Genomic DNA, 16,842 nt, shown 5'->3' with positions numbered 1-16,842 from the left:
GGGCGGCCAGGATGAAGCGTTCATGAAACGCCCACTCTTCGTCCGACATCAGGTCTCGTGCCAAGCTGGTCTCCATTGCAGATACCAGTTTGAATCACGTTCAGCCCGCCCTGTTAACACCTTTTGTCAACACGGCCTAGGTAAGACCTTGACGGAATAATAAAAAAAGAAGCTTGAGCAAAAGCTCTGGGACATTGCAAACGAACTGCGTGGCCAGATGGATGCGGATGAGTTCCGCGACTACATCCTTGGGTTCATTTTCTACAAGTACTTGTCTGAACGCCTGCACATCTATGTCGATCAGGAACTTCTGAAATTCGAAGGCCTCGCCTTCGCCTCCCTCGATGAAGGCAATCCTGTGCATCAGGGCATTTGGGGCGCGGTGCAGGAAAACTGCATCGACAGCCTCGGCTACTACCTGCGCCGGGCGAGTTGTTCTCGGAAGTCGCCAAGCGCGGGGCGGAACCGGGCAGCTTCATCCTTGCCGACCTTTCCGACACGCTGAACAACATCCAGAAATCGACGATGGGCAACGAGTCCGAGGAGGATTTCGTCAACCTGTTCGAAGATCTCGACCTGAACTCCAGCAAGCTGGGCCGCAGCAACGAGGCGCGCAACACGCTGATTTCCAAGGTGCTGGCCCATCTGGAGTCCATCGGCTTTGAATTGACTAATTCAAACTCGGATGTTCTGGGCGATGCCTATGAATACCTGATCGGTAAATTCGCGTCTGGCGCGGGCAAGAAAGCGGGCGAATTCTATACCCCGCAACAGGTCTCGACCGTGCTGGCCAAGATCGTGACCACGGGCAAGGCGCGACTACGCTCAGTCTATGACCCGACCTGCGGGTCGGCCTCGCTGTTGCTGCGTGTCGCGCGGGAGCTGGGCTACAAGAAGTCCAACAAGTCCGTGGGCGAGTTTGTGGGCAGGAGCTGAACCGCACCACCTACAGCCTCGCGCGGATGAACATGATCCTGCACGGGGTGCATTACCTCGATTTTGATATCCAGCAGGAAGACACGCTGGAACATCCCCAGCATATGGGCCAGACGTTTGAAGCCATCGTCGCCAACCCGGCGCGAGCGACGAAGCCGTTTCGTGTGGGCGGTGACGGTTTCCACACCTGGGACGAGGACGAGCTGGCGCAGTTCTTCAAGGCCCATAAGCCCGGCACGCTGGCGCATACGGCGGTGACGCTGATGCTCTACACTGGCGCGGCGCGGGTCGATGCGGTGAAGCTGGGGCCAAAGAACGTCCGCAACGGCAAGATCGAGTATCGGCGGCAGAAGACGCAGCGGTCTGGCGGTGTGGTGGTTTCCGTGCCAATCCACCCGGACCTGGCGGAGGTTCTGGACAGGTTACCGAAGGACAGGCCCTTTCTGGCCACTCAAAAGGGCGCGATGCGTTCCGCCGGTGGTTTGGGCAATCTCATGCAGCGTTGGACCGAAGATGCGAAACTGCCCCAGTGTTCCGCCCATGGGCTGCGCAAGGCCTGTGCGCGCCGCTTGGCCGAGGCTGGGGCGACTGCGCACGAGATCGGCGCGGTCACCGGGCACAAAACGCTGGCCCTTGTGCAGCGCTACACCGAGGCCGCTGGACGCGAAGGCATGGCCGATTCCGCGATTGAGAAACTGGTCGCCCGCCCGAATGGCGAGCGCAATTTGGCGAACCTTCCCAAGAGGTTCGTCAATTCTGACACCAACCCCAAGCTGGGAAAGGAAATTTTATGATCAGTGGTGAGCCGTGCAGGATTCGAACCTGCGACCCACTGATTAAAAGTCAGTTGCTCTACCAACTGAGCTAACGGCCCACTCTGTTTCGGATCGTAACTTGATCCGTGACGCTCTCTATGCCAATCGAACCGCTGGGATCAACCGCATATTTTGCATTTGTCTGCCGGTGAGGAAGAATCCTCTGGTCGACATGGCGGCCTACCTAGAAAACCGACGGGGTCCGGTCAAGGCCTGATCGACAGTTTCCTGCCGGCGCACTGGATTCTGTCTCGCGGTGTGGATATATCGACCTCATGCACGACTCTCTGGACACTGGTTTGCCCTTCATGAAAATGCACGGGCTTGGCAACGACTTTGTCGTTGTGGATGCGCGCGCGCAGGACCGGCGCCTCACGCCCGGACTGATCAAGGCGGTTGCGCATCGCCATTTCGGAGTGGGTTTCGATCAGCTTGCCCTGATCGGCAACGGGGCCGCAGATGCACATCTGACATTCTACAACGCGGATGGATCGGCTTCGGCGGCCTGCGGCAATGCCACGCGCTGTATCGCGCGGTACCTGATGGAGGAGAGTGGCAAGTCGAACCTGCGGCTGACGACAGAGCGGGGCGAGCTGCTGGCGCAGGATGCCGGTGCGGGGCAGACGGCGGTCAATATGGGACAGCCGCAGCTTGACTGGCAGGAGATTCCGCTGGCCGAGGCGATGGACACGCTGGAGCTTCCGATCGAAGGCGCGCCGACAGCGACCGGCATGGGCAATCCGCATTGCACGTTTTTCGTTCCCGATGCCGAGGCGATTCCGCTGGCCGAATTCGGCGCGCGCTATGAACATCATCCGCTTTATCCCGAGCGCACCAACGTGCAGGTGGCGCAGGTGCTCGGCCCCGATCACATCCGCATGCGGGTTTGGGAGCGCGGCGTCGGTGTGACGCTGGCGTCGGGATCCTCATCTTGCGCCACGGCGGTCGCTGCCGCGCGGCGGGGGCTGACCGGGCGCGCGGTGCGGATCGACTTGGACGGTGGCAGCCTGACGATCGACTGGCGCGAGGACGGGGTGTGGATGATCGGGCCGACGATGACCGTCTTTGCGGGGCGCTTGACCGCTGAATTCCTGGACAGCATTCGATGAGCGCCCCGAAATTCACCACGCTGGGGTGCCGGTTGAACGCTTACGAAACCGAGGCGATGAAGGAATTGTCGGCGCAAGCCGGGCTGTCCGACGCCGTCATCGTCAACACCTGCGCAGTGACCGCAGAGGCGGTGCGCAAGGCGCGGCAGGAAATTCGCCGGATGCGTCGCGAGAATCCGGATGCGCGGTTGATCGTCACCGGCTGCGCGGCGCAGGTCGATCCCGAGTCCTTTGCCAGCATGGAAGAGGTCGACGCGGTCATCGGCAATACCGAAAAGATGCAGGCCGGGACGTGGGCCGGGCTGGCCGAGGATTTCGGGACAGAGCCGGTGCAGGTTGATGATATCATGTCGGTGACGGAAACCGCTGGTCATCTGATTGACGGGTTCGGGACCCGGGCGCGTGCCTATGTCCAGGTTCAGAACGGATGCGATCACCGCTGTACCTTTTGTATCATTCCCTATGGCCGCGGAAATTCGCGCAGTGTCCCGGCGGGCGTTGTCGTGGACCAGATCAAGCGCCTGGTCGACAGGGGCTATAACGAGGTGGTGCTGACCGGTGTTGACCTGACAAGCTGGGGGGCGGACCTGCCGTCGCAGCCGCAATTGGGCGATCTCGTGATGCGGATCCTGAGACTTGTTCCCGATCTGCCGCGGCTGCGGATCAGTTCGATCGACAGCATCGAGGTTGATGAAAACCTGATGATGGCGATTGCGACCGAAACGCGCCTGATGCCGCATCTGCACCTGTCCCTGCAGCACGGCGATGATCTGATCCTCAAGCGGATGAAGCGCCGGCACCTTCGCGATGACGCGATCCGTTTTGTGCACGAGGCGCGCGCCGTGCGGCCGGACATGACATTCGGCGCGGATATCATCGCCGGGTTCCCGACCGAAACCGAGACGCATTTCGAGAATTCGCTCAGGCTGGTGCGCGACTGCGATCTGACCTGGCTGCATGTTTTCCCCTATTCCCGGCGGGAGGGCACGCCGGCGGCGCGGATACCCAGTCAGGTGAACGGAACCGTCATCAAGGACCGTGCCGCCCGGTTGCGGGCCGAGGGGGCGCGGCAGGTCGAACGCCATCTCGCCGCGCAGATCGGCAAGACGCATCAGGTGCTGATGGAAAACGAACATATGGGGCGCACGGAACAGTTCACCGAGGTGCGATTTGTGGCGCCCCGGCCCGAAGGCCAGATCGTGGAGGCCGCGATCACCGGCCGTGCCGGTGGCCAGCTTCTGGCATAGGCCCTGTGTCAGGGCCGCGTGCTGGCCGTGACGTAATTCACGCTGAGATCGCGCGGCGACAGGCTCCAATCCCAGGTAAGCGGGTTGAAGACGAATCCCTTGCGGTCAACCGGAGTCAGGCCTGCGCGCGCAAGCAGGTCATAGAGTTCGTCCGGGGTGATGAATTTCGACCATTCATGGGTTCCGCGCGGTAGCCAGCGCATCACCATTTCGGCACCGACGATGGCCATCATGTAGGATTTCGAGTTGCGGTTGATGGTCGAGCACAGGTGCAGGCCACCGGGGTTGAGCAGGGTCTTGCACGCGGTGAGATAAGCCAGCGGATCGGCAACATGCTCGACGACTTCCATGTTCAGCACAACGTCGAATCGTTCACCCGCTTCGGCGAGCGCTTCGGCCGTCGCATGACGATAATCGATGTTCAATCCGGATTGCGCGGCATGGACGCGTGCCACGGGAATATTGCCCTCGGCGGCGTCCGCGCCAACCACGTCCGCACCCAGCCGCGCCATCGGCTCAGAAAGCAACCCGCCACCACAGCCGATATCGAGCAGGCGAAGGCCCGCAAACGGGCGTTGCGTCGCAAGGTCGCGGTCGAATTCGCTGGCGATCTGGGTGGTTATGTAGTCAAGGCGGCAGGGGTTGAGCATATGCAGCGGCTTGAACTTGCCCGCCGGATCCCACCACTCGGCGGCCATTGCTTCGAATTTGGCGACTTCCGCCGGATCAACCGTAGTCGGGGACGCTTGCATTCCTGTCTCCATGTGCTCTTTTATCGCTCACGCACTATATAGGACTCGCATGGACAAGTACCCGGACCAAAAGCGCGCAGTGCAGTACCTGTACCCGCCAATCGACCCGTATGACCAGCAGATGCTGGAAACGGGCGATGGTCACACGATCTATGTCGAACAATGCGGTAATCCCTCGGGCGTGCCGGTCATTGTCATGCACGGTGGCCCCGGCGGTGGGTGCAGCCCGGCAATGCGGCGGTACTTCGATCCGGAATTCTATCGCATCATCCTGTTCGATCAGCGTGGATGTGGCCGCTCGCGCCCGCATGCGTCGGTGGTGAACAACACGACATGGCACCTCGTCGACGATGCGGAGCTGATTCGCCGAACCTTTGAAATCGATGCGTGGCTTGTGTTCGGCGGCAGTTGGGGTGCGACATTGTCGCTGATCTATGCTCAGGCGCATCCGGATCGGGTTTCACACCTGATTCTGCGCGGTGTGTTCCTGATGACGCAGGCCGAGCTTGACTGGTTTTACGGCGGCGGTGCGGGAAAATTCTGGCCCGAAGCGTGGGAGAGGTTTGCCGCCCTGATTCCCGAGGAAGAGCGTGGCGACATGATCCGTGCCTATCATCGTCGGCTGTTCTCGGGGGATTTGCCGGTTGAAACCCGCTATGGGCGGGCCTGGTCGGCCTGGGAAAACTCGTTGGCGTCGATACATTCCAATGGCATGTCTGGCGAGGGGCCGGGGGATTACGCGCGTGCCTTTGCCCGGCTTGAGAACCACTATTTCATGAACAACGGATTTCTTGAAAGTGATGGCCAGATCCTTGCCCGGATCGACCGGATCGCCCATATTCCCGGAGTTATTGTGCAGGGGCGATACGACATGATCTGTCCTCCAACATCCGCCTGGAAACTGGCCGAGGCGTGGCCGTCGGCCGAGTTGAAGCTTGTCCGGAATGCGGGCCATGCGTTGTCCGAACCGGGGATCAGCGCGGAATTGGTGCGTGTCATGGACAGGATTGCCGAGGCGATGTCGTGAGATGACCAGGCTTGACCGACGCGCCCTGTTTTCATCCGGTGCCGCTGCGGCGCTGCTTGCGGCCAGTGGCGTGTCGCTTGATGCCGCGCCGCGTCCGGGGGGGCGTTTGCGCATTGCTCTGCCACGAAGTGACGACGCCCTTGCAACGCTGGCTCGCGGCGCGGCCTTTGATAACCTGACGGAAATCGCTCCGAACGGCGCGCTCAAGGGTGAACTGGCCATCGCGTGGCGGGCCAAGGCGCAGGGGCGGATCTGGAACATCGACCTGCGCGATGATGTGACTTTTCACGATGGCACCGCTATGCGCGCCCCGGACGTCGCAGCCTCGCTCAGGGATACGCTCGACAGCGCCCTGCGCGTCGAGGCGTGCGGGCCGACACGAGTGCGAATCGAGATGGCGGAAACGCGGCCCGACCTGCCATTCCTCCTTGCCTCGCCGGCATTGGCGATCATGGGTCCCGATGGGGTTGGAACCGGTTGCTATCGCACCGAACGGATGGTGTCCGACCGACACTATCTCGGGCAGAAAGTTGCCGACCACTACAAGACGCGCCACGCGGGATGGGCCGATACGGTCGAAGCCGTGGTGATACCCGATGCGGTGGTGCGCGCCGAAGCACTGCGCGACGGCTATGTTGATATCGCCGTGATTCCCCGCGCTGACGTCCTGTACGGTCAGCCGGATCTGGCTTTTCACCCGTCGTCGGACAGCATGGCGTTGGCGATGCGCAAGACGGTGGGCCGGCCGCGCGACATCGGTGCCGGCCTGCTGGATGACGGGCGTCTGGCCGAGCGTTGGTGGCTGACCTGACGCCGGGTGCCGCCCAACAGGGGTTGCAGACTCGCAAAGCGTTGCGTATATGGCTGCCTAACAGCGGCGCGTCGGGCTCTGGTCCCGAGGCTCCACCGGAAAACATGACGGGCCGCGGGCCCGTTTTTTTGTGCCCGTGCCCTGGAAGAAAGACACGATGAACGATCTGATTGCGAAAGCTGCGATTGACCGCCGCCTGGCCGAAATCATCACTCCTGTGGTCGAGGACCTGGGATTTGAACTCGTGCGTGTGCGCCTGATGAGCGGCAAGCAGACCACGTTGCAGATCATGGTGGATCGGCCCGGCGGCGGGATCGAAGTGGACGATTGCGCCGAGATTTCCAACGCGGTCAGCGCGACACTGGATGTCGAGGATCCGATCCTGGATGCCTATGCGCTCGAAGTGTCGAGCCCGGGCATAGACCGGCCCCTGACCCGGCTGAAGGATTTCGACATGTTCGAAGGCTACGAAGCCAAGATCGAAACCACCGAGCTGATCGACGGACGACGAAGGTTCAAGGGTGAACTGGCCGGGGTCGACGGCGACGAGGTTCTGATCAACATTCCCGAAGGTACGATCGGGTTGCACTTTGACTGGCTGAGCGATGCCAAGCTGGTTTTGACCGACGACCTGATCAAGGAAATGCTGCGCCAGCGCAAGGCGGCGGGCGCATTGAACGAAGACCATTTTGACGAGATTGAGACTGAAGAGTCTGCTCAGGAGGACAACTGATGGCCATTACATCCGCCAACCAGCTTGAATTGCTGCAAACGGCCGAGGCCGTGGCGCGCGAAAAGATGATCGACCCCGGTCTGGTCGTCGAAGCGATGGAAGAGTCGCTCGCGCGGGCCGCCAAGAGCCGCTATGGCGCCGAAATGGACATCCGCGTGTCCATCGACCGCAAGACCGGCAAGGCGACATTTACCCGCGTGCGCACCGTGGTCGAGGAAGAAGAGCTCGAGAATTACCAGGCGGAATTCACCGTCGAACAGGCGAAACAGTATCTGGACGACCCCAAGATCGGCGACCAGTTCATCGAAGAGGTCCCGCCGGTCGAAATGGGCCGTATCGCCGCGCAGAGCGCAAAGCAGGTGATCCTGCAGCGCGTTCGGGAAGCCGAGCGTGATCGCCAGTACGAAGAGTTCAAGGATCGTGCCGGCACCATCATCAATGGCGTGGTCAAGCGCGAGGAATACGGCAACGTCGTCGTGGACGTCGGCACCGGTGAAGCGATTTTGCGGCGCAACGAAAAAATCGGCCGCGAAAGCTATCGCCCGAACGACCGGATCCGCTGCTATATCAAGGATGTACGCCGCGAACCGCGTGGCCCGCAAATTTTCCTGAGCCGGACCGCTCCGGAATTCATGGCGGCGTTGTTCAAGATGGAAGTGCCTGAAATCTATGACGGTATCATCGAGATCAAGGCGGTGGCCCGCGATCCGGGAAGCCGCGCCAAGATTGCCGTGATTTCCTATGACAACAGCATCGATCCCGTCGGTGCCTGTGTCGGTATGCGCGGAAGCCGGGTTCAGGCCGTGGTCAACGAGCTTCAGGGCGAAAAGATCGACATCATCCCGTGGAACGAAGACCAGCCGACCTTCCTCGTGAACGCGCTTCAGCCCGCCGAGGTGACCAAGGTGGTTCTGGACGAAGAGGCGGAACGGATCGAGGTCGTCGTGCCGGAAGAGCAGCTGAGCCTGGCCATCGGCCGGCGCGGTCAGAACGTGCGTCTGGCCAGCCAATTGACCGGTCTGGATATCGACATCATGACCGAGGAAGAGGAAAGCGCCCGTCGCCAGAAGGAATTCGAAGTCCGCACGCAACTGTTCATGGATGCGCTGGATCTCGATGAGTTCTTTGCGCAGTTGCTGGTCTCCGAAGGCTTTACCAACCTCGAAGAGGTCGCCTATGTCGAACTGGATGAACTTCTGGTGATCGACGGGGTCGACGAAGACACGGCGCAGGAACTGCAAACCCGTGCGCGTGAGTATCTCGAAGCGCAGGCCAAGGCGGCTCTGGACAACGCCCGCGCGCTGGGTGTTGAAGACAGCCTGGTTGAATTCGAGGGCCTGACACCCCAAATGATTGAGGCGCTGGCCAAGGATGGCGTCAAGACGCTCGAAGATTTCGCAACCTGCGCGGATTGGGAGCTCGCCGGCGGCTGGACCACGATTGATGGCGAGCGGGTCAAGGATGACGGCATCCTCGAACCTTTCGATATGTCGCTGGAAGAGGCGCAGGATCTCGTGATGACGGCGCGTATCCTGTTGGGATGGGTTGACCCGGCGGAGCTGGAGGCTGAAGAGGAAGAGGCCGAAGAGCCGCGCGCCGGTGAACAGACTTCGGAGGTCGGAGCCTGAGATCAGGCTCCGGTGGGTGCGGTATGAGTCGCGGCGGCGCGAAAAAAGATCGGTCGGATGGCCCGGAACGCACCTGCATGGCCACGGGCGAGGTTCGCCCAAAGCATGCGCTGATCCGTTTCGTGCTTGGTCCCGACGCGCAGGTGGTGCCCGACATTCTCGGCAAACTGCCGGGTCGGGGCGTTTATGTGACGGCGGATCGCGAGGCGCTGGACAGGGCGGTCACCAAAAAGCTGTTCGCCCGCGGCCTCAAGACCAGGGTTGAGGTCCCGGAGGGGCTGACCGACGAAGTGGAACGGCAACTGGCACGGCGGGTCGTGGACCTGATCAGCCTGGGTCGCAAATCCGGAGCCGCCGTTGCCGGCTATGAAAAAGTGAAGGACTGGTTGGCCAAGGAAGAGGCACTGGTTCTGGTTCAGGCCGTTGATGGCTCGGGCCGAGGTAAGTCGAAACTGAGTACACCCCATTTTGGCCATTACATCGGCTGGCTGACCGCCGATGAGCTGGGATTGGCCTTTGGGCGCGAAACTGTGATACATGCGGCGCTCGCCTCTGGCGGACTCGCTCAACGTGTTGTAGAGGAAGCGCAGCGGTTGCGGGGTTTGCGCAAAACGGAAGGCGGCAAGGGCCGCCTGGAAGGATAAAGAGCTTTATGAGCGATAATGACGGCAAAAAGACTTTGGGCTTGCGCGGTGGTTCCCGTCCGGGGAACGTGAAGCAGAGTTTCAGTCATGGTCGGACCAAGAACGTTGTGGTCGAAACCAAACGCAAGCGCGTTGTGGTTCCCAAACCCGGTGCGGGCAAGTCCGGTTCGCCGATGTCGACACCTGCCGGGGATCCATCCCGGCGTCCTGCCGGTATTACCGATGCTGAAATGGAACGGCGGCTGAAGGCGCTTCAGGCCGCTAAGGCGCGCGAGGCCGAAGAGGCCGCCGCCCGCGAGGCGGAAGAGCGTGAACGTGCGGAAGAGCGCGAACGCCGTCGTGCGGAAGCCGAGGCCAAGGAGCGCGAGGAGCGTGAACGCGAAGAGGCGCTCAAGGCGAAGGCCGCCGAGGAAGAACGCCAGCGACTGGAGGCGGAAGAGGCCGCCAAACGCGCCTCTGCTGCGCCTGCCGCCGAGCCGGCAGCCGACGCCGCTTCGCGATCGGCGAGCAAACCGGCGGGCCCGGGTCCGCGCAAGACCGACCGCGAGCGCGAGCAGCGCAATACCCGTGGCAAGGGTCGCGACGATGACGGGCGCCGGTCCGGCAAGCTGACCCTGAACCAGGCGCTGCGCGGCGGCGAAGGTGGGCGGCAACGGTCGATGGCCGCAATGAAGCGGAAACAGGAGCGTGCGCGCCAGAAGGCGATGGGCGGCAGCGTCGAGCGCGAAAAGGTCGTGCGTGACGTTCAGTTGCCCGAAGCGATCGTGGTGTCTGAACTGGCAAACCGCATGGCGGAACGCGTCGGCGAAGTCGTCAAGGCCCTGATGAACATGGGTATGATGGTGACGCAGAACCAGACCATCGATGCCGACACTGCGGAGCTGATCATCGAAGAGTTCGGCCACAATGTCGTGCGGGTTTCGGATGCGGATGTCGAAGACGTCATCGCAGCAGTCGATGATGACGAGTCGGATCTGGAGCCCCGGCCGCCGGTCATTACGGTCATGGGCCATGTCGACCACGGCAAGACCTCGCTTCTCGATGCGATTCGCAATGCCAAGGTGGTGTCGGGCGAGGCTGGTGGTATCACCCAGCATATCGGCGCCTATCAGGTGAAAGCCGAAGACGGCCAGTTGCTGACATTCCTCGACACGCCCGGCCACGCGGCATTTACGTCGATGCGCTCACGCGGTGCCCAGGTCACCGACATCGTGGTTCTGGTTGTCGCCGCCGATGACGCGGTGATGCCGCAGACCGTCGAAGCGATCAACCACGCCAAGGCGGCCGAGGTTCCGATGATCGTGGCGATCAACAAGATCGACCGCCCCGATGCGAACCCGGACAAGGTGCGTACAGACCTGCTTCAGCACGAAGTTGTTGTCGAAAAGATGTCGGGTGATGTGCAGGATGTCGAAGTGTCGGCGATCAACGGCACAGGTCTGGATCAGTTGCTGGAGGCGATCTCGCTTCAGGCCGAAATCCTCGAATTGAAAGCGAATCCCAACCGCGCGGCACAGGGGGCCGTCATCGAAGCCAAGCTTGATGTGGGCCGTGGTCCGGTGGCGACGGTTCTGGTGCAGAACGGTACGCTGCGGCAGGGCGACATCTTTGTCGTCGGCGAGCAGTGGGGCAAGGTTCGTGCGATGGAAAACGACAAGGGCAAGCGCGTGAAGGCGGCCGGCCCGTCGGTTCCCGTCGAAGTGCTGGGCCTGAACGGAACGCCCGAGGCAGGTGACGTTCTGAACGTCGTCGATACCGAAGCGCAGGCGCGCGAGATCGCGGATTACCGCGCCAATCTTGCCAAGGAAAAACGCGCCGCTGCGGGGGCGGCGGCGACGCTCGAACAGCTCATGGCCAATGCCAAGGCGGACGAGAATGTCAGCGAACTGCCCATTCTGGTCAAGGCCGACGTGCAGGGATCTGCCGAGGCAATTGTTCAGGCGATGGAAAAGATCGGCAACGATGAGGTGCGCGTGCGCGTTCTGCATTCGGGCGTCGGTGCCATCACCGAAACAGATGTGGGCCTTGCAGAGGCCAGCAACGCACCGATCATGGGCTTTAACGTCCGTGCCAACGCGAGTGCGCGGAACACCGCGAACCAGAAGGGTGTCGAGCTTCGCTATTACTCGGTGATCTACGACCTCGTCGATGATGTCAAAGCGGCGGCGAGCGGCTTGCTGAGCGCCGAGATCCGCGAAAAGTTCATCGGCTACGCCGAGATCAAGGAAGTGTTCAAGGTAACGGGCGTCGGCAAGGTGGCTGGTTGTCTTGTGACCGAAGGCGTTGCCCGCCGCAGTGCCGGGGTGCGCCTGCTGCGTGACAACGTGGTCATTCACGAAGGCACTCTGAAAACGCTCAAGCGTTTCAAGGACGAGGTTGCCGAAGTCCAGTCCGGACAGGAGTGTGGCATGGCGTTCGAGAATTACGATGACATCCGGCCAGCGGACGTGATCGAGATCTTTGAGCGTGAAGAAGTGACCCGTTCGCTGGACTGATCGCGACGATACTCTGAAAACACAAACGGCGCGCTGGTTCACAGCGCGCCGTTTTGCTTTGTCCCTGATGGGGGATCAGCTGGCCGGGTTGACCGGCTTGCCCATGAATTCGTTCGACCCGACCCGGACCGCTATGCGGCCATCCGGAAGTGCCCGAACAAAAGTGCCCTGAATCAATACACATGTGCCGATGAGAATTGTACGAAGCATCCCGTTTCCTCCCAAAACAACGTGATAAACGATATGAAAAATTTGCCGTCAAATCATTAATATTTTGGTCTATGTTTCGTTCAGTCACAAAACTGTTGTGAAATCTTCATCAAAACGACAAAAATATCACAGCGAATACGCCCGAAATCTCAGTCCCGCGTCTCAAGCCGCATCCGCAGATCACGCAAAACCGGCAGAACGGCGCGCACCTTTCCCGTTCCCAACTCACCGACAACCTGATTGATGACAGGTGTCAGCGCCGAAATCGCCTGCGCGCGGGCTTGCTGGCCCGCAGGGCTGATGGCGACCAGTTTGCGTCGCGCGTCATCCCAATCGGGGCGGATATGCACATATCCGGCAAATTCGAGCTTGCCCAGCGTGTTGGTCATGGCGCCGCGCGTGACGTGGAACGTATCGGCCAGTTGCGCTGGGGTTCTTTCGTTGCCGATGACCGCGAGGTGGTTGAGGACCGAGAAATGCGAGATCTCCATGCCCTTGGGCAACACCTTGCTCAGACGACTGCGCAGCAGCTGATCTGCGGCGAGTATCTCGCTGAACAACGTGACCGCGAGGGCATTGGTTTCATCGCTCATGAGCCAAGCATCACAATGGGCCCTCGAATGCGCGGTCATGGGTCAGCGAGGGCACTTTGCGCCGGGCTTTGTCGACAGCCGCTTCCTCCATGTCGAACGTGAACACACCGGGATCGGTCCCCGCGTCGAGCAGCACCTCGCCCCAGGGCGAAACGGCGAGACTGTGCCCGAAGGTCTGGCGTGACTTGCCGGTGCTGCTCTGATGTTCACCGGTTTGCGCCGGCGCCAGCACATAGCATCCATTTTCAATTGCCCGCGCCCGCAGGAGACTGTGCCAATGCGCTGCGCCGGTGACATGGGAAAACGCCGCCGGAACGGTCAGTATCCGAGCGCCCGCCTGCGCCAGCGCACGATAGAGGTACGGGAACCTGATATCGTAGCAGACAGTCATCCCCACTTTGCCAAACGGCGTGTCGGCAACTGTGGCCCTGTTTCCGGGGCGATAGCCGTCAGATTCGCGATAGGTCTCTTCCGGAGTGACCTGAACGTCGAACATATGGATCTTGTCGTAGCGCGCCCTGATTTCTCCGTCCGGATCGATCAGAAAGGACCTGTTGGCAAAGCGGCCATCGGGATCCCGTGTCTTGAGACCCAGCGAACCGATCAGCAGCCAGATCTTCTGCTCTTTGGCCTGAACGCGCAGCGCGGCAAGTGTTTTGTCGTCTTCTTCGGTCGACAGTACCGCGTTCTGGTGACTGCGGCTTGTCGAAACACAGTTTGTCACTTCCGGTGTCAGCACGAAACCCGCGCCGGCATCGGCGGCTTGGGTCACGTAGTCGCGGGTGCGCGCCAGATTCTCCTGTGGATCGTCGGAGCAATTGAGCTGAACGAGCGCGACCCTCATGAGCTGCCGAGCAAAGCGTCGAGCTTGCCCGCCCGTTCCAGCGCAAACAGGTCGTCGCATCCACCGACATGCAGATCGCCGATGAAGATCTGGGGCACGGTGCGTCCGCCCTGCGCACGCTGGATCATCTCGGGTTTGCGATCAGGATTGGCGAGCACATCGATTTCCGAGAAATCCACGCCTTTCTGATCAAGCAAGCGCTTGGCTGCGTGGCAATACCCGCAAAGTGGCGATGTATAAATTTCGACCGGTTGCATTCGGACACCTCGAATATGTGAACATGTTTTCGATGATCTAAGCATCCTTTGCAACTCGTGCCAGTGTCAGAACCCGCACATCCTCTGCGCCGTTTGCCATGCAAACCCGCGCGCAGGCACCCAATGTGGCACCGGTTGTCATGACGTCATCCACCAGCAGAACCGGACGGCCCGGCAGTTGCGCGGCGCGATTCGGGTGGACGCGGATTGCGTTTGCAAGTGTTTCGAATCTCTGCGCCGGTGATTTTCCTTCGAGCATCGGAGTTCGTTTGATCCGCTGGAGCATGTCCGGCACAACGTCGATCTCCAGCTCACGCGCGACCGACTGGGCGAGCAGAGCGGACTGGTTGTAGCGACGCTTCACAAAGCGTGACCAGTGCAGCGGAACAGGAACCGCAATCATGCCCGGGCGCAGGATTGCGCGCGCCGCATGTGCCATCCAGCGGCCTGCGGGCCGCGCGATCTCCGGGCGGTCGCCGTGTTTCAGAGCGAGGATCATCTGTCGCGCGCGGCCTTCGTAAACCAACGCGGCACGACCATGTGACCACGGATGCGGATGATCCATGCAATCGTCACATTCAAGCCGGTGACCATCATGCGCCCCGGGCAAGGCGACCCCGCAGGACTCGCACACCGTACCACCGACAAACGAGGTTTCCCGCCAACAGGACCCGCACAGGCCAAAGTCGCTTTCGACCAATGCGCCACAGCCGAGGCAACGCGCTGGATACAAGAGCGATACCGCCGTTTGAATCCTCGCCAACATCCAACTAGGTTCCGCCCATGACTCATGCCCCCCAGATATTCGATCGCGCCGCATTGCTGCGGCATCGTCGCCGGGCGCGCCCGGACGATCTTTTCCTGCAACAGCTTGCCGTGGACGAGGTGAAGGATCGCCTGTCGCTGGTTAACAGGACCTTTAAATCCGTCGCGATCGTGGCCGGTTTTCCCGAAATCTGGCAGGCGAATTTCCCCCGGGCCAAACTGGTCACCGATAGCGAGACACTGGACCTGACTGCCGGGGCGCATGATCTGGTCATTCACGCGATGTGTCTGCACTGGGCAAACGATCCGGTCGGGCAGGTCATCCAGTGCCGGCGCGCGCTGTTGCCTGACGGGCTATTTCTGGGGGTCTTGCTCGGCGGGCGCACGCTGCACGAATTGCGTGCGGTCCTGACCGATGCGGAAAGCCGCGCGTCAGGGGGAATTTCACCGCGGGTTTCGCCGATGGCGGAAATCCGCGAAGCCGGCGGATTGTTGCAGCGGGCGGGCCTCAACCTTCCGGTTGCGGACAGCCAGGTGTCGGTTGCAAAATATCGCAGTCTGACCCATCTCATGCATGACCTGCGCGATATGGGTGAGAGCAACGCCCTTACCACGCGTTTGCGCCGCGCGACGGCACCCGGCGTATTCAAGATGGCGCAGGCGCTCTACCGCGATGAGTTTGCAACCGAGGACGGGTATCTGCCGGCGACGTTCGAACTGATCTGCCTCACGGGCTGGTCGCCGGACGACAGCCAACCGAAACCGCTGAGGCCCGGATCGGCGCGGACGCGACTGGCGGATGCCTTGGGGTCGAAGGAATCCAAACTGTCCGATTGACCTGAAGGCAAAAGCGGTTATCTGCACTGAAACCCCTGCCACCAGGATAAGCCATGCTTGACACAACCAGCCGTCCCGCGCACGCCCCGTCAGATCACCCGGACATACCGGCCGAGAAAATAGGCGTCTTGCTGGCAAATCTCGGAACGCCCGACAACTACGATTATTGGTCGATGCGGCGCTATCTGAGCGAGTTTCTGTCGGACAAGCGCGTGATCGACTATCCGTCCTGGAAGTGGCAACCGCTGTTGCAACTCGTTATCCTGTCCAAGCGCCCGTTTTCCAGCGGAGCGGCCTATAAGTCGATCTGGAACGAAGAGGCCGGGGAAAGCCCGCTCATGACGATCACCAAGGACCAGACCGCCAAGATTTCCCAAGCGATGAGCAAGCGATATGGCGACCGGGTGATGGTCGATTTCTGCATGCGCTATGGCAATCCGTCCACCCGGTCACGGGTGCGTTCGATGATCGAGGCAGGATGTCGCAAAATCCTGTTCTTTCCGCTTTATCCGCAATACGCGGGGGCGACGTCGGCGACCGCAAATGATGCGTTCTTTCGCGTGTTGATGGAGGAGAAGTGGCAGCCCGTCACGCGCACGGTCGCGCCCTATTTCGACGAGCCGGCATATATAGATGCCCTGGCCCAGTCGGTCGAGCGCTCCTATTCGGAACTGGAGCGGCGCCCCGATCTGCTGGTCTGTTCCTATCACGGGGTTCCGGAGCGGTATCTGACCGAGGGAGACCCGTATCATTGCCAGTGCCAGAAGACCACGCGCCTGTTGAAAGAGCGGTTGGGATGGGATGCGGAGGACATCACCACGACATTCCAATCCCGCTTTGGACCGGAAGAGTGGTTGAAACCCTATACGGTGGACGAGGTTGCGCGTCTGGCGCGCAACGGCAAGAAGAACATCGCCATCTGCGCTCCGGCGTTCTCGGCGGATTGCATCGAAACGCTGGAAGAGATCAACGAGGAAATCCGCGACAGCTTTATCGAGGCGGGCGGAGAGAGCTTTACCTATATCCCCTGCCTGAATGACGATGACGCGCATATCGCGGCGCTGGCCGGTGTCATAGAACGGAATCTGTCAGGCTGGATCGACTGAGGCAAATCCGTTTGGGCAACGAAAAAAGGCGGT

The 16,842-nt window shown here is 61.1% G+C and carries 18 protein-coding genes and 1 tRNA gene; 13 read left to right on the top strand and 6 right to left on the bottom strand.

Annotated elements, in window-relative coordinates; all coding sequences use genetic code 11:
* Positions 1-217 precede the first annotated feature (217 nt).
* From AB9K34_RS14685 to AB9K34_RS14675, 3 genes are read left to right on the top strand one after another with little or no spacing between them, the layout of a single operon-like run.
* A complete protein-coding gene (locus AB9K34_RS14685; RefSeq protein ID WP_369955177.1) occupies positions 218-505 on the top strand; it encodes a type I restriction-modification system subunit M N-terminal domain-containing protein in 288 nt (95 codons plus the stop codon).
* Entirely contained in the window at positions 433-936 is a 504-nt protein-coding gene (locus tag AB9K34_RS14680) for an N-6 DNA methylase (protein WP_369955176.1), read from the top strand. The genes AB9K34_RS14685 and AB9K34_RS14680 overlap by 73 nt, the downstream gene beginning before the upstream one ends.
* A gap of 26 nt (positions 937-962) precedes the next feature.
* Positions 963-1,730: a tyrosine-type recombinase/integrase gene (locus AB9K34_RS14675; RefSeq protein WP_369955175.1), complete on the top strand. Its 768-nt coding sequence runs from the start codon at positions 963-965 to the stop codon at positions 1,728-1,730.
* A 4-nt stretch (positions 1,731-1,734) separates the two neighbouring features.
* On the opposite strand, the gene AB9K34_RS14670 is transcribed toward AB9K34_RS14675, so the two are convergent.
* Positions 1,735-1,810: transfer RNA gene (locus AB9K34_RS14670), tRNA-Lys, on the bottom strand.
* 216 nt (positions 1,811-2,026) lie between these two features.
* Between AB9K34_RS14670 and dapF the strand changes: the two genes are divergently transcribed.
* Positions 2,027-2,860 carry a diaminopimelate epimerase gene (gene dapF / locus AB9K34_RS14665; protein ID WP_369955174.1) on the top strand — a complete coding sequence of 278 codons (834 nt, stop codon included), beginning with the start codon at positions 2,027-2,029 and terminating at the stop codon, positions 2,858-2,860.
* Positions 2,857-4,107 carry a tRNA (N(6)-L-threonylcarbamoyladenosine(37)-C(2))-methylthiotransferase MtaB gene (mtaB, locus tag AB9K34_RS14660; protein ID WP_369955173.1) on the top strand — a complete coding sequence of 417 codons (1,251 nt, stop codon included), beginning with the start codon at positions 2,857-2,859 and terminating at the stop codon, positions 4,105-4,107. The genes dapF and mtaB overlap by 4 nt, the downstream gene beginning before the upstream one ends.
* 8 nt (positions 4,108-4,115) lie before the next feature.
* On the opposite strand, the gene ubiG is transcribed toward mtaB, so the two are convergent.
* Entirely contained in the window at positions 4,116-4,859 is a 744-nt protein-coding gene (ubiG, locus tag AB9K34_RS14655) for a bifunctional 2-polyprenyl-6-hydroxyphenol methylase/3-demethylubiquinol 3-O-methyltransferase UbiG (RefSeq protein WP_369955172.1), read from the bottom strand.
* Between the two features lie 49 nt (positions 4,860-4,908).
* Here ubiG and pip point away from each other — a divergent pair, with 49 nt between their 5' ends.
* The 6 genes from pip to infB all read left to right on the top strand — a co-directional run bounded on the left by pip (position 4,909) and on the right by infB (position 12,197).
* Positions 4,909-5,886 (top strand): prolyl aminopeptidase, encoded by a 978-nt coding sequence (gene pip, locus AB9K34_RS14650; protein ID WP_369955171.1) that lies wholly within the window; start codon positions 4,909-4,911, stop codon positions 5,884-5,886.
* A 1-nt stretch (position 5,887) separates the two neighbouring features.
* Complete coding sequence (locus tag AB9K34_RS14645) at positions 5,888-6,697, top strand: ABC transporter substrate-binding protein (RefSeq protein WP_369955170.1); 810 nt, start codon at positions 5,888-5,890, stop codon at positions 6,695-6,697.
* A 157-nt stretch (positions 6,698-6,854) separates the two neighbouring features.
* Positions 6,855-7,430, top strand: a complete 576-nt coding sequence (rimP, locus tag AB9K34_RS14640; RefSeq protein ID WP_369955169.1) for a ribosome maturation factor RimP — start codon at positions 6,855-6,857, stop codon at positions 7,428-7,430.
* Complete coding sequence (gene nusA, locus AB9K34_RS14635; protein WP_369955168.1) at positions 7,430-9,058, top strand: transcription termination factor NusA; 1,629 nt, start codon at positions 7,430-7,432, stop codon at positions 9,056-9,058. Before rimP ends, nusA begins: the two co-directional genes overlap by 1 nt.
* A gap of 23 nt (positions 9,059-9,081) precedes the next feature.
* Complete coding sequence (locus tag AB9K34_RS14630) at positions 9,082-9,702, top strand: RNA-binding protein (protein WP_369955167.1); 621 nt, start codon at positions 9,082-9,084, stop codon at positions 9,700-9,702.
* Positions 9,703-9,710: 8 nt separating this feature from the next.
* Positions 9,711-12,197, top strand: coding sequence for a translation initiation factor IF-2 (infB, locus tag AB9K34_RS14625; protein WP_369955166.1), 2,487 nt, complete (start codon positions 9,711-9,713; stop codon positions 12,195-12,197).
* A gap of 359 nt (positions 12,198-12,556) precedes the next feature.
* Here infB and AB9K34_RS14620 read toward each other — a convergent pair whose 3' ends face one another.
* From AB9K34_RS14620 to AB9K34_RS14605, 4 genes are read right to left on the bottom strand one after another with little or no spacing between them, the layout of a single operon-like run.
* The gene (locus AB9K34_RS14620; protein WP_369955165.1) at positions 12,557-13,000 is read right to left on the bottom strand and encodes a MarR family winged helix-turn-helix transcriptional regulator; all 444 of its coding nucleotides are present in this window, start codon (positions 12,998-13,000) and stop codon (positions 12,557-12,559) included.
* A gap of 10 nt (positions 13,001-13,010) precedes the next feature.
* Positions 13,011-13,844: a carbon-nitrogen hydrolase family protein gene (locus tag AB9K34_RS14615; RefSeq protein WP_369955164.1), complete on the bottom strand. Its 834-nt coding sequence runs from the start codon at positions 13,842-13,844 to the stop codon at positions 13,011-13,013.
* Complete coding sequence (gene grxC / locus AB9K34_RS14610; protein WP_369955163.1) at positions 13,841-14,101, bottom strand: glutaredoxin 3; 261 nt, start codon at positions 14,099-14,101, stop codon at positions 13,841-13,843. Before grxC ends, AB9K34_RS14615 begins: the two co-directional genes overlap by 4 nt.
* 37 nt (positions 14,102-14,138) lie before the next feature.
* Positions 14,139-14,867 carry a double zinc ribbon domain-containing protein gene (locus tag AB9K34_RS14605; protein WP_369955162.1) on the bottom strand — a complete coding sequence of 243 codons (729 nt, stop codon included), beginning with the start codon at positions 14,865-14,867 and terminating at the stop codon, positions 14,139-14,141.
* Between the two features lie 17 nt (positions 14,868-14,884).
* Here AB9K34_RS14605 and AB9K34_RS14600 point away from each other — a divergent pair, with 17 nt between their 5' ends.
* Together AB9K34_RS14600 and hemH are read left to right on the top strand one after the other, a co-directional pair.
* Positions 14,885-15,703, top strand: a complete 819-nt coding sequence (locus tag AB9K34_RS14600) for a methyltransferase domain-containing protein (RefSeq protein ID WP_369955161.1) — start codon at positions 14,885-14,887, stop codon at positions 15,701-15,703.
* Positions 15,704-15,756: 53 nt separating this feature from the next.
* On the top strand, positions 15,757-16,809 hold the full coding sequence (gene hemH / locus AB9K34_RS14595; protein WP_369955160.1) for a ferrochelatase: 1,053 nt from the start codon (positions 15,757-15,759) through the stop codon (positions 16,807-16,809).
* Positions 16,810-16,842 lie beyond the last annotated feature (33 nt).

The sequence above is a fragment of the Sedimentitalea sp. XS_ASV28 genome, assembly GCF_041224545.1.
In the GTDB taxonomy this organism is placed as follows: Bacteria; Pseudomonadota; Alphaproteobacteria; order Rhodobacterales; family Rhodobacteraceae; genus Sedimentitalea.
This window is presented reverse-complemented; position numbering and strand designations above follow the sequence as displayed.

Coding starts and splice junctions, on each gene's coding strand:
- hemH (WP_369955160.1), top strand. CDS start 15,757: ATGCTTGACACAACCAGCCGTCCCGCGCACGCCCCGTCAGATCACCCG.
- pip (WP_369955171.1), top strand. CDS start 4,909: ATGGACAAGTACCCGGACCAAAAGCGCGCAGTGCAGTACCTGTACCCG.
- infB (WP_369955166.1), top strand. CDS start 9,711: ATGAGCGATAATGACGGCAAAAAGACTTTGGGCTTGCGCGGTGGTTCC.
- nusA (WP_369955168.1), top strand. CDS start 7,430: ATGGCCATTACATCCGCCAACCAGCTTGAATTGCTGCAAACGGCCGAG.
- AB9K34_RS14615 (WP_369955164.1), bottom strand. CDS start 13,844: ATGAGGGTCGCGCTCGTTCAGCTCAATTGCTCCGACGATCCACAGGAG.
- grxC (WP_369955163.1), bottom strand. CDS start 14,101: ATGCAACCGGTCGAAATTTATACATCGCCACTTTGCGGGTATTGCCAC.
- dapF (WP_369955174.1), top strand. CDS start 2,027: ATGCACGACTCTCTGGACACTGGTTTGCCCTTCATGAAAATGCACGGG.
- AB9K34_RS14630 (WP_369955167.1), top strand. CDS start 9,082: ATGAGTCGCGGCGGCGCGAAAAAAGATCGGTCGGATGGCCCGGAACGC.
- rimP (WP_369955169.1), top strand. CDS start 6,855: ATGAACGATCTGATTGCGAAAGCTGCGATTGACCGCCGCCTGGCCGAA.
- AB9K34_RS14685 (WP_369955177.1), top strand. CDS start 218: ATGGATGCGGATGAGTTCCGCGACTACATCCTTGGGTTCATTTTCTAC.
- ubiG (WP_369955172.1), bottom strand. CDS start 4,859: ATGCAAGCGTCCCCGACTACGGTTGATCCGGCGGAAGTCGCCAAATTC.
- AB9K34_RS14645 (WP_369955170.1), top strand. CDS start 5,888: ATGACCAGGCTTGACCGACGCGCCCTGTTTTCATCCGGTGCCGCTGCG.
- AB9K34_RS14600 (WP_369955161.1), top strand. CDS start 14,885: ATGACTCATGCCCCCCAGATATTCGATCGCGCCGCATTGCTGCGGCAT.
- AB9K34_RS14605 (WP_369955162.1), bottom strand. CDS start 14,867: ATGTTGGCGAGGATTCAAACGGCGGTATCGCTCTTGTATCCAGCGCGT.
- AB9K34_RS14620 (WP_369955165.1), bottom strand. CDS start 13,000: ATGAGCGATGAAACCAATGCCCTCGCGGTCACGTTGTTCAGCGAGATA.
- mtaB (WP_369955173.1), top strand. CDS start 2,857: ATGAGCGCCCCGAAATTCACCACGCTGGGGTGCCGGTTGAACGCTTAC.
- AB9K34_RS14675 (WP_369955175.1), top strand. CDS start 963: ATGAACATGATCCTGCACGGGGTGCATTACCTCGATTTTGATATCCAG.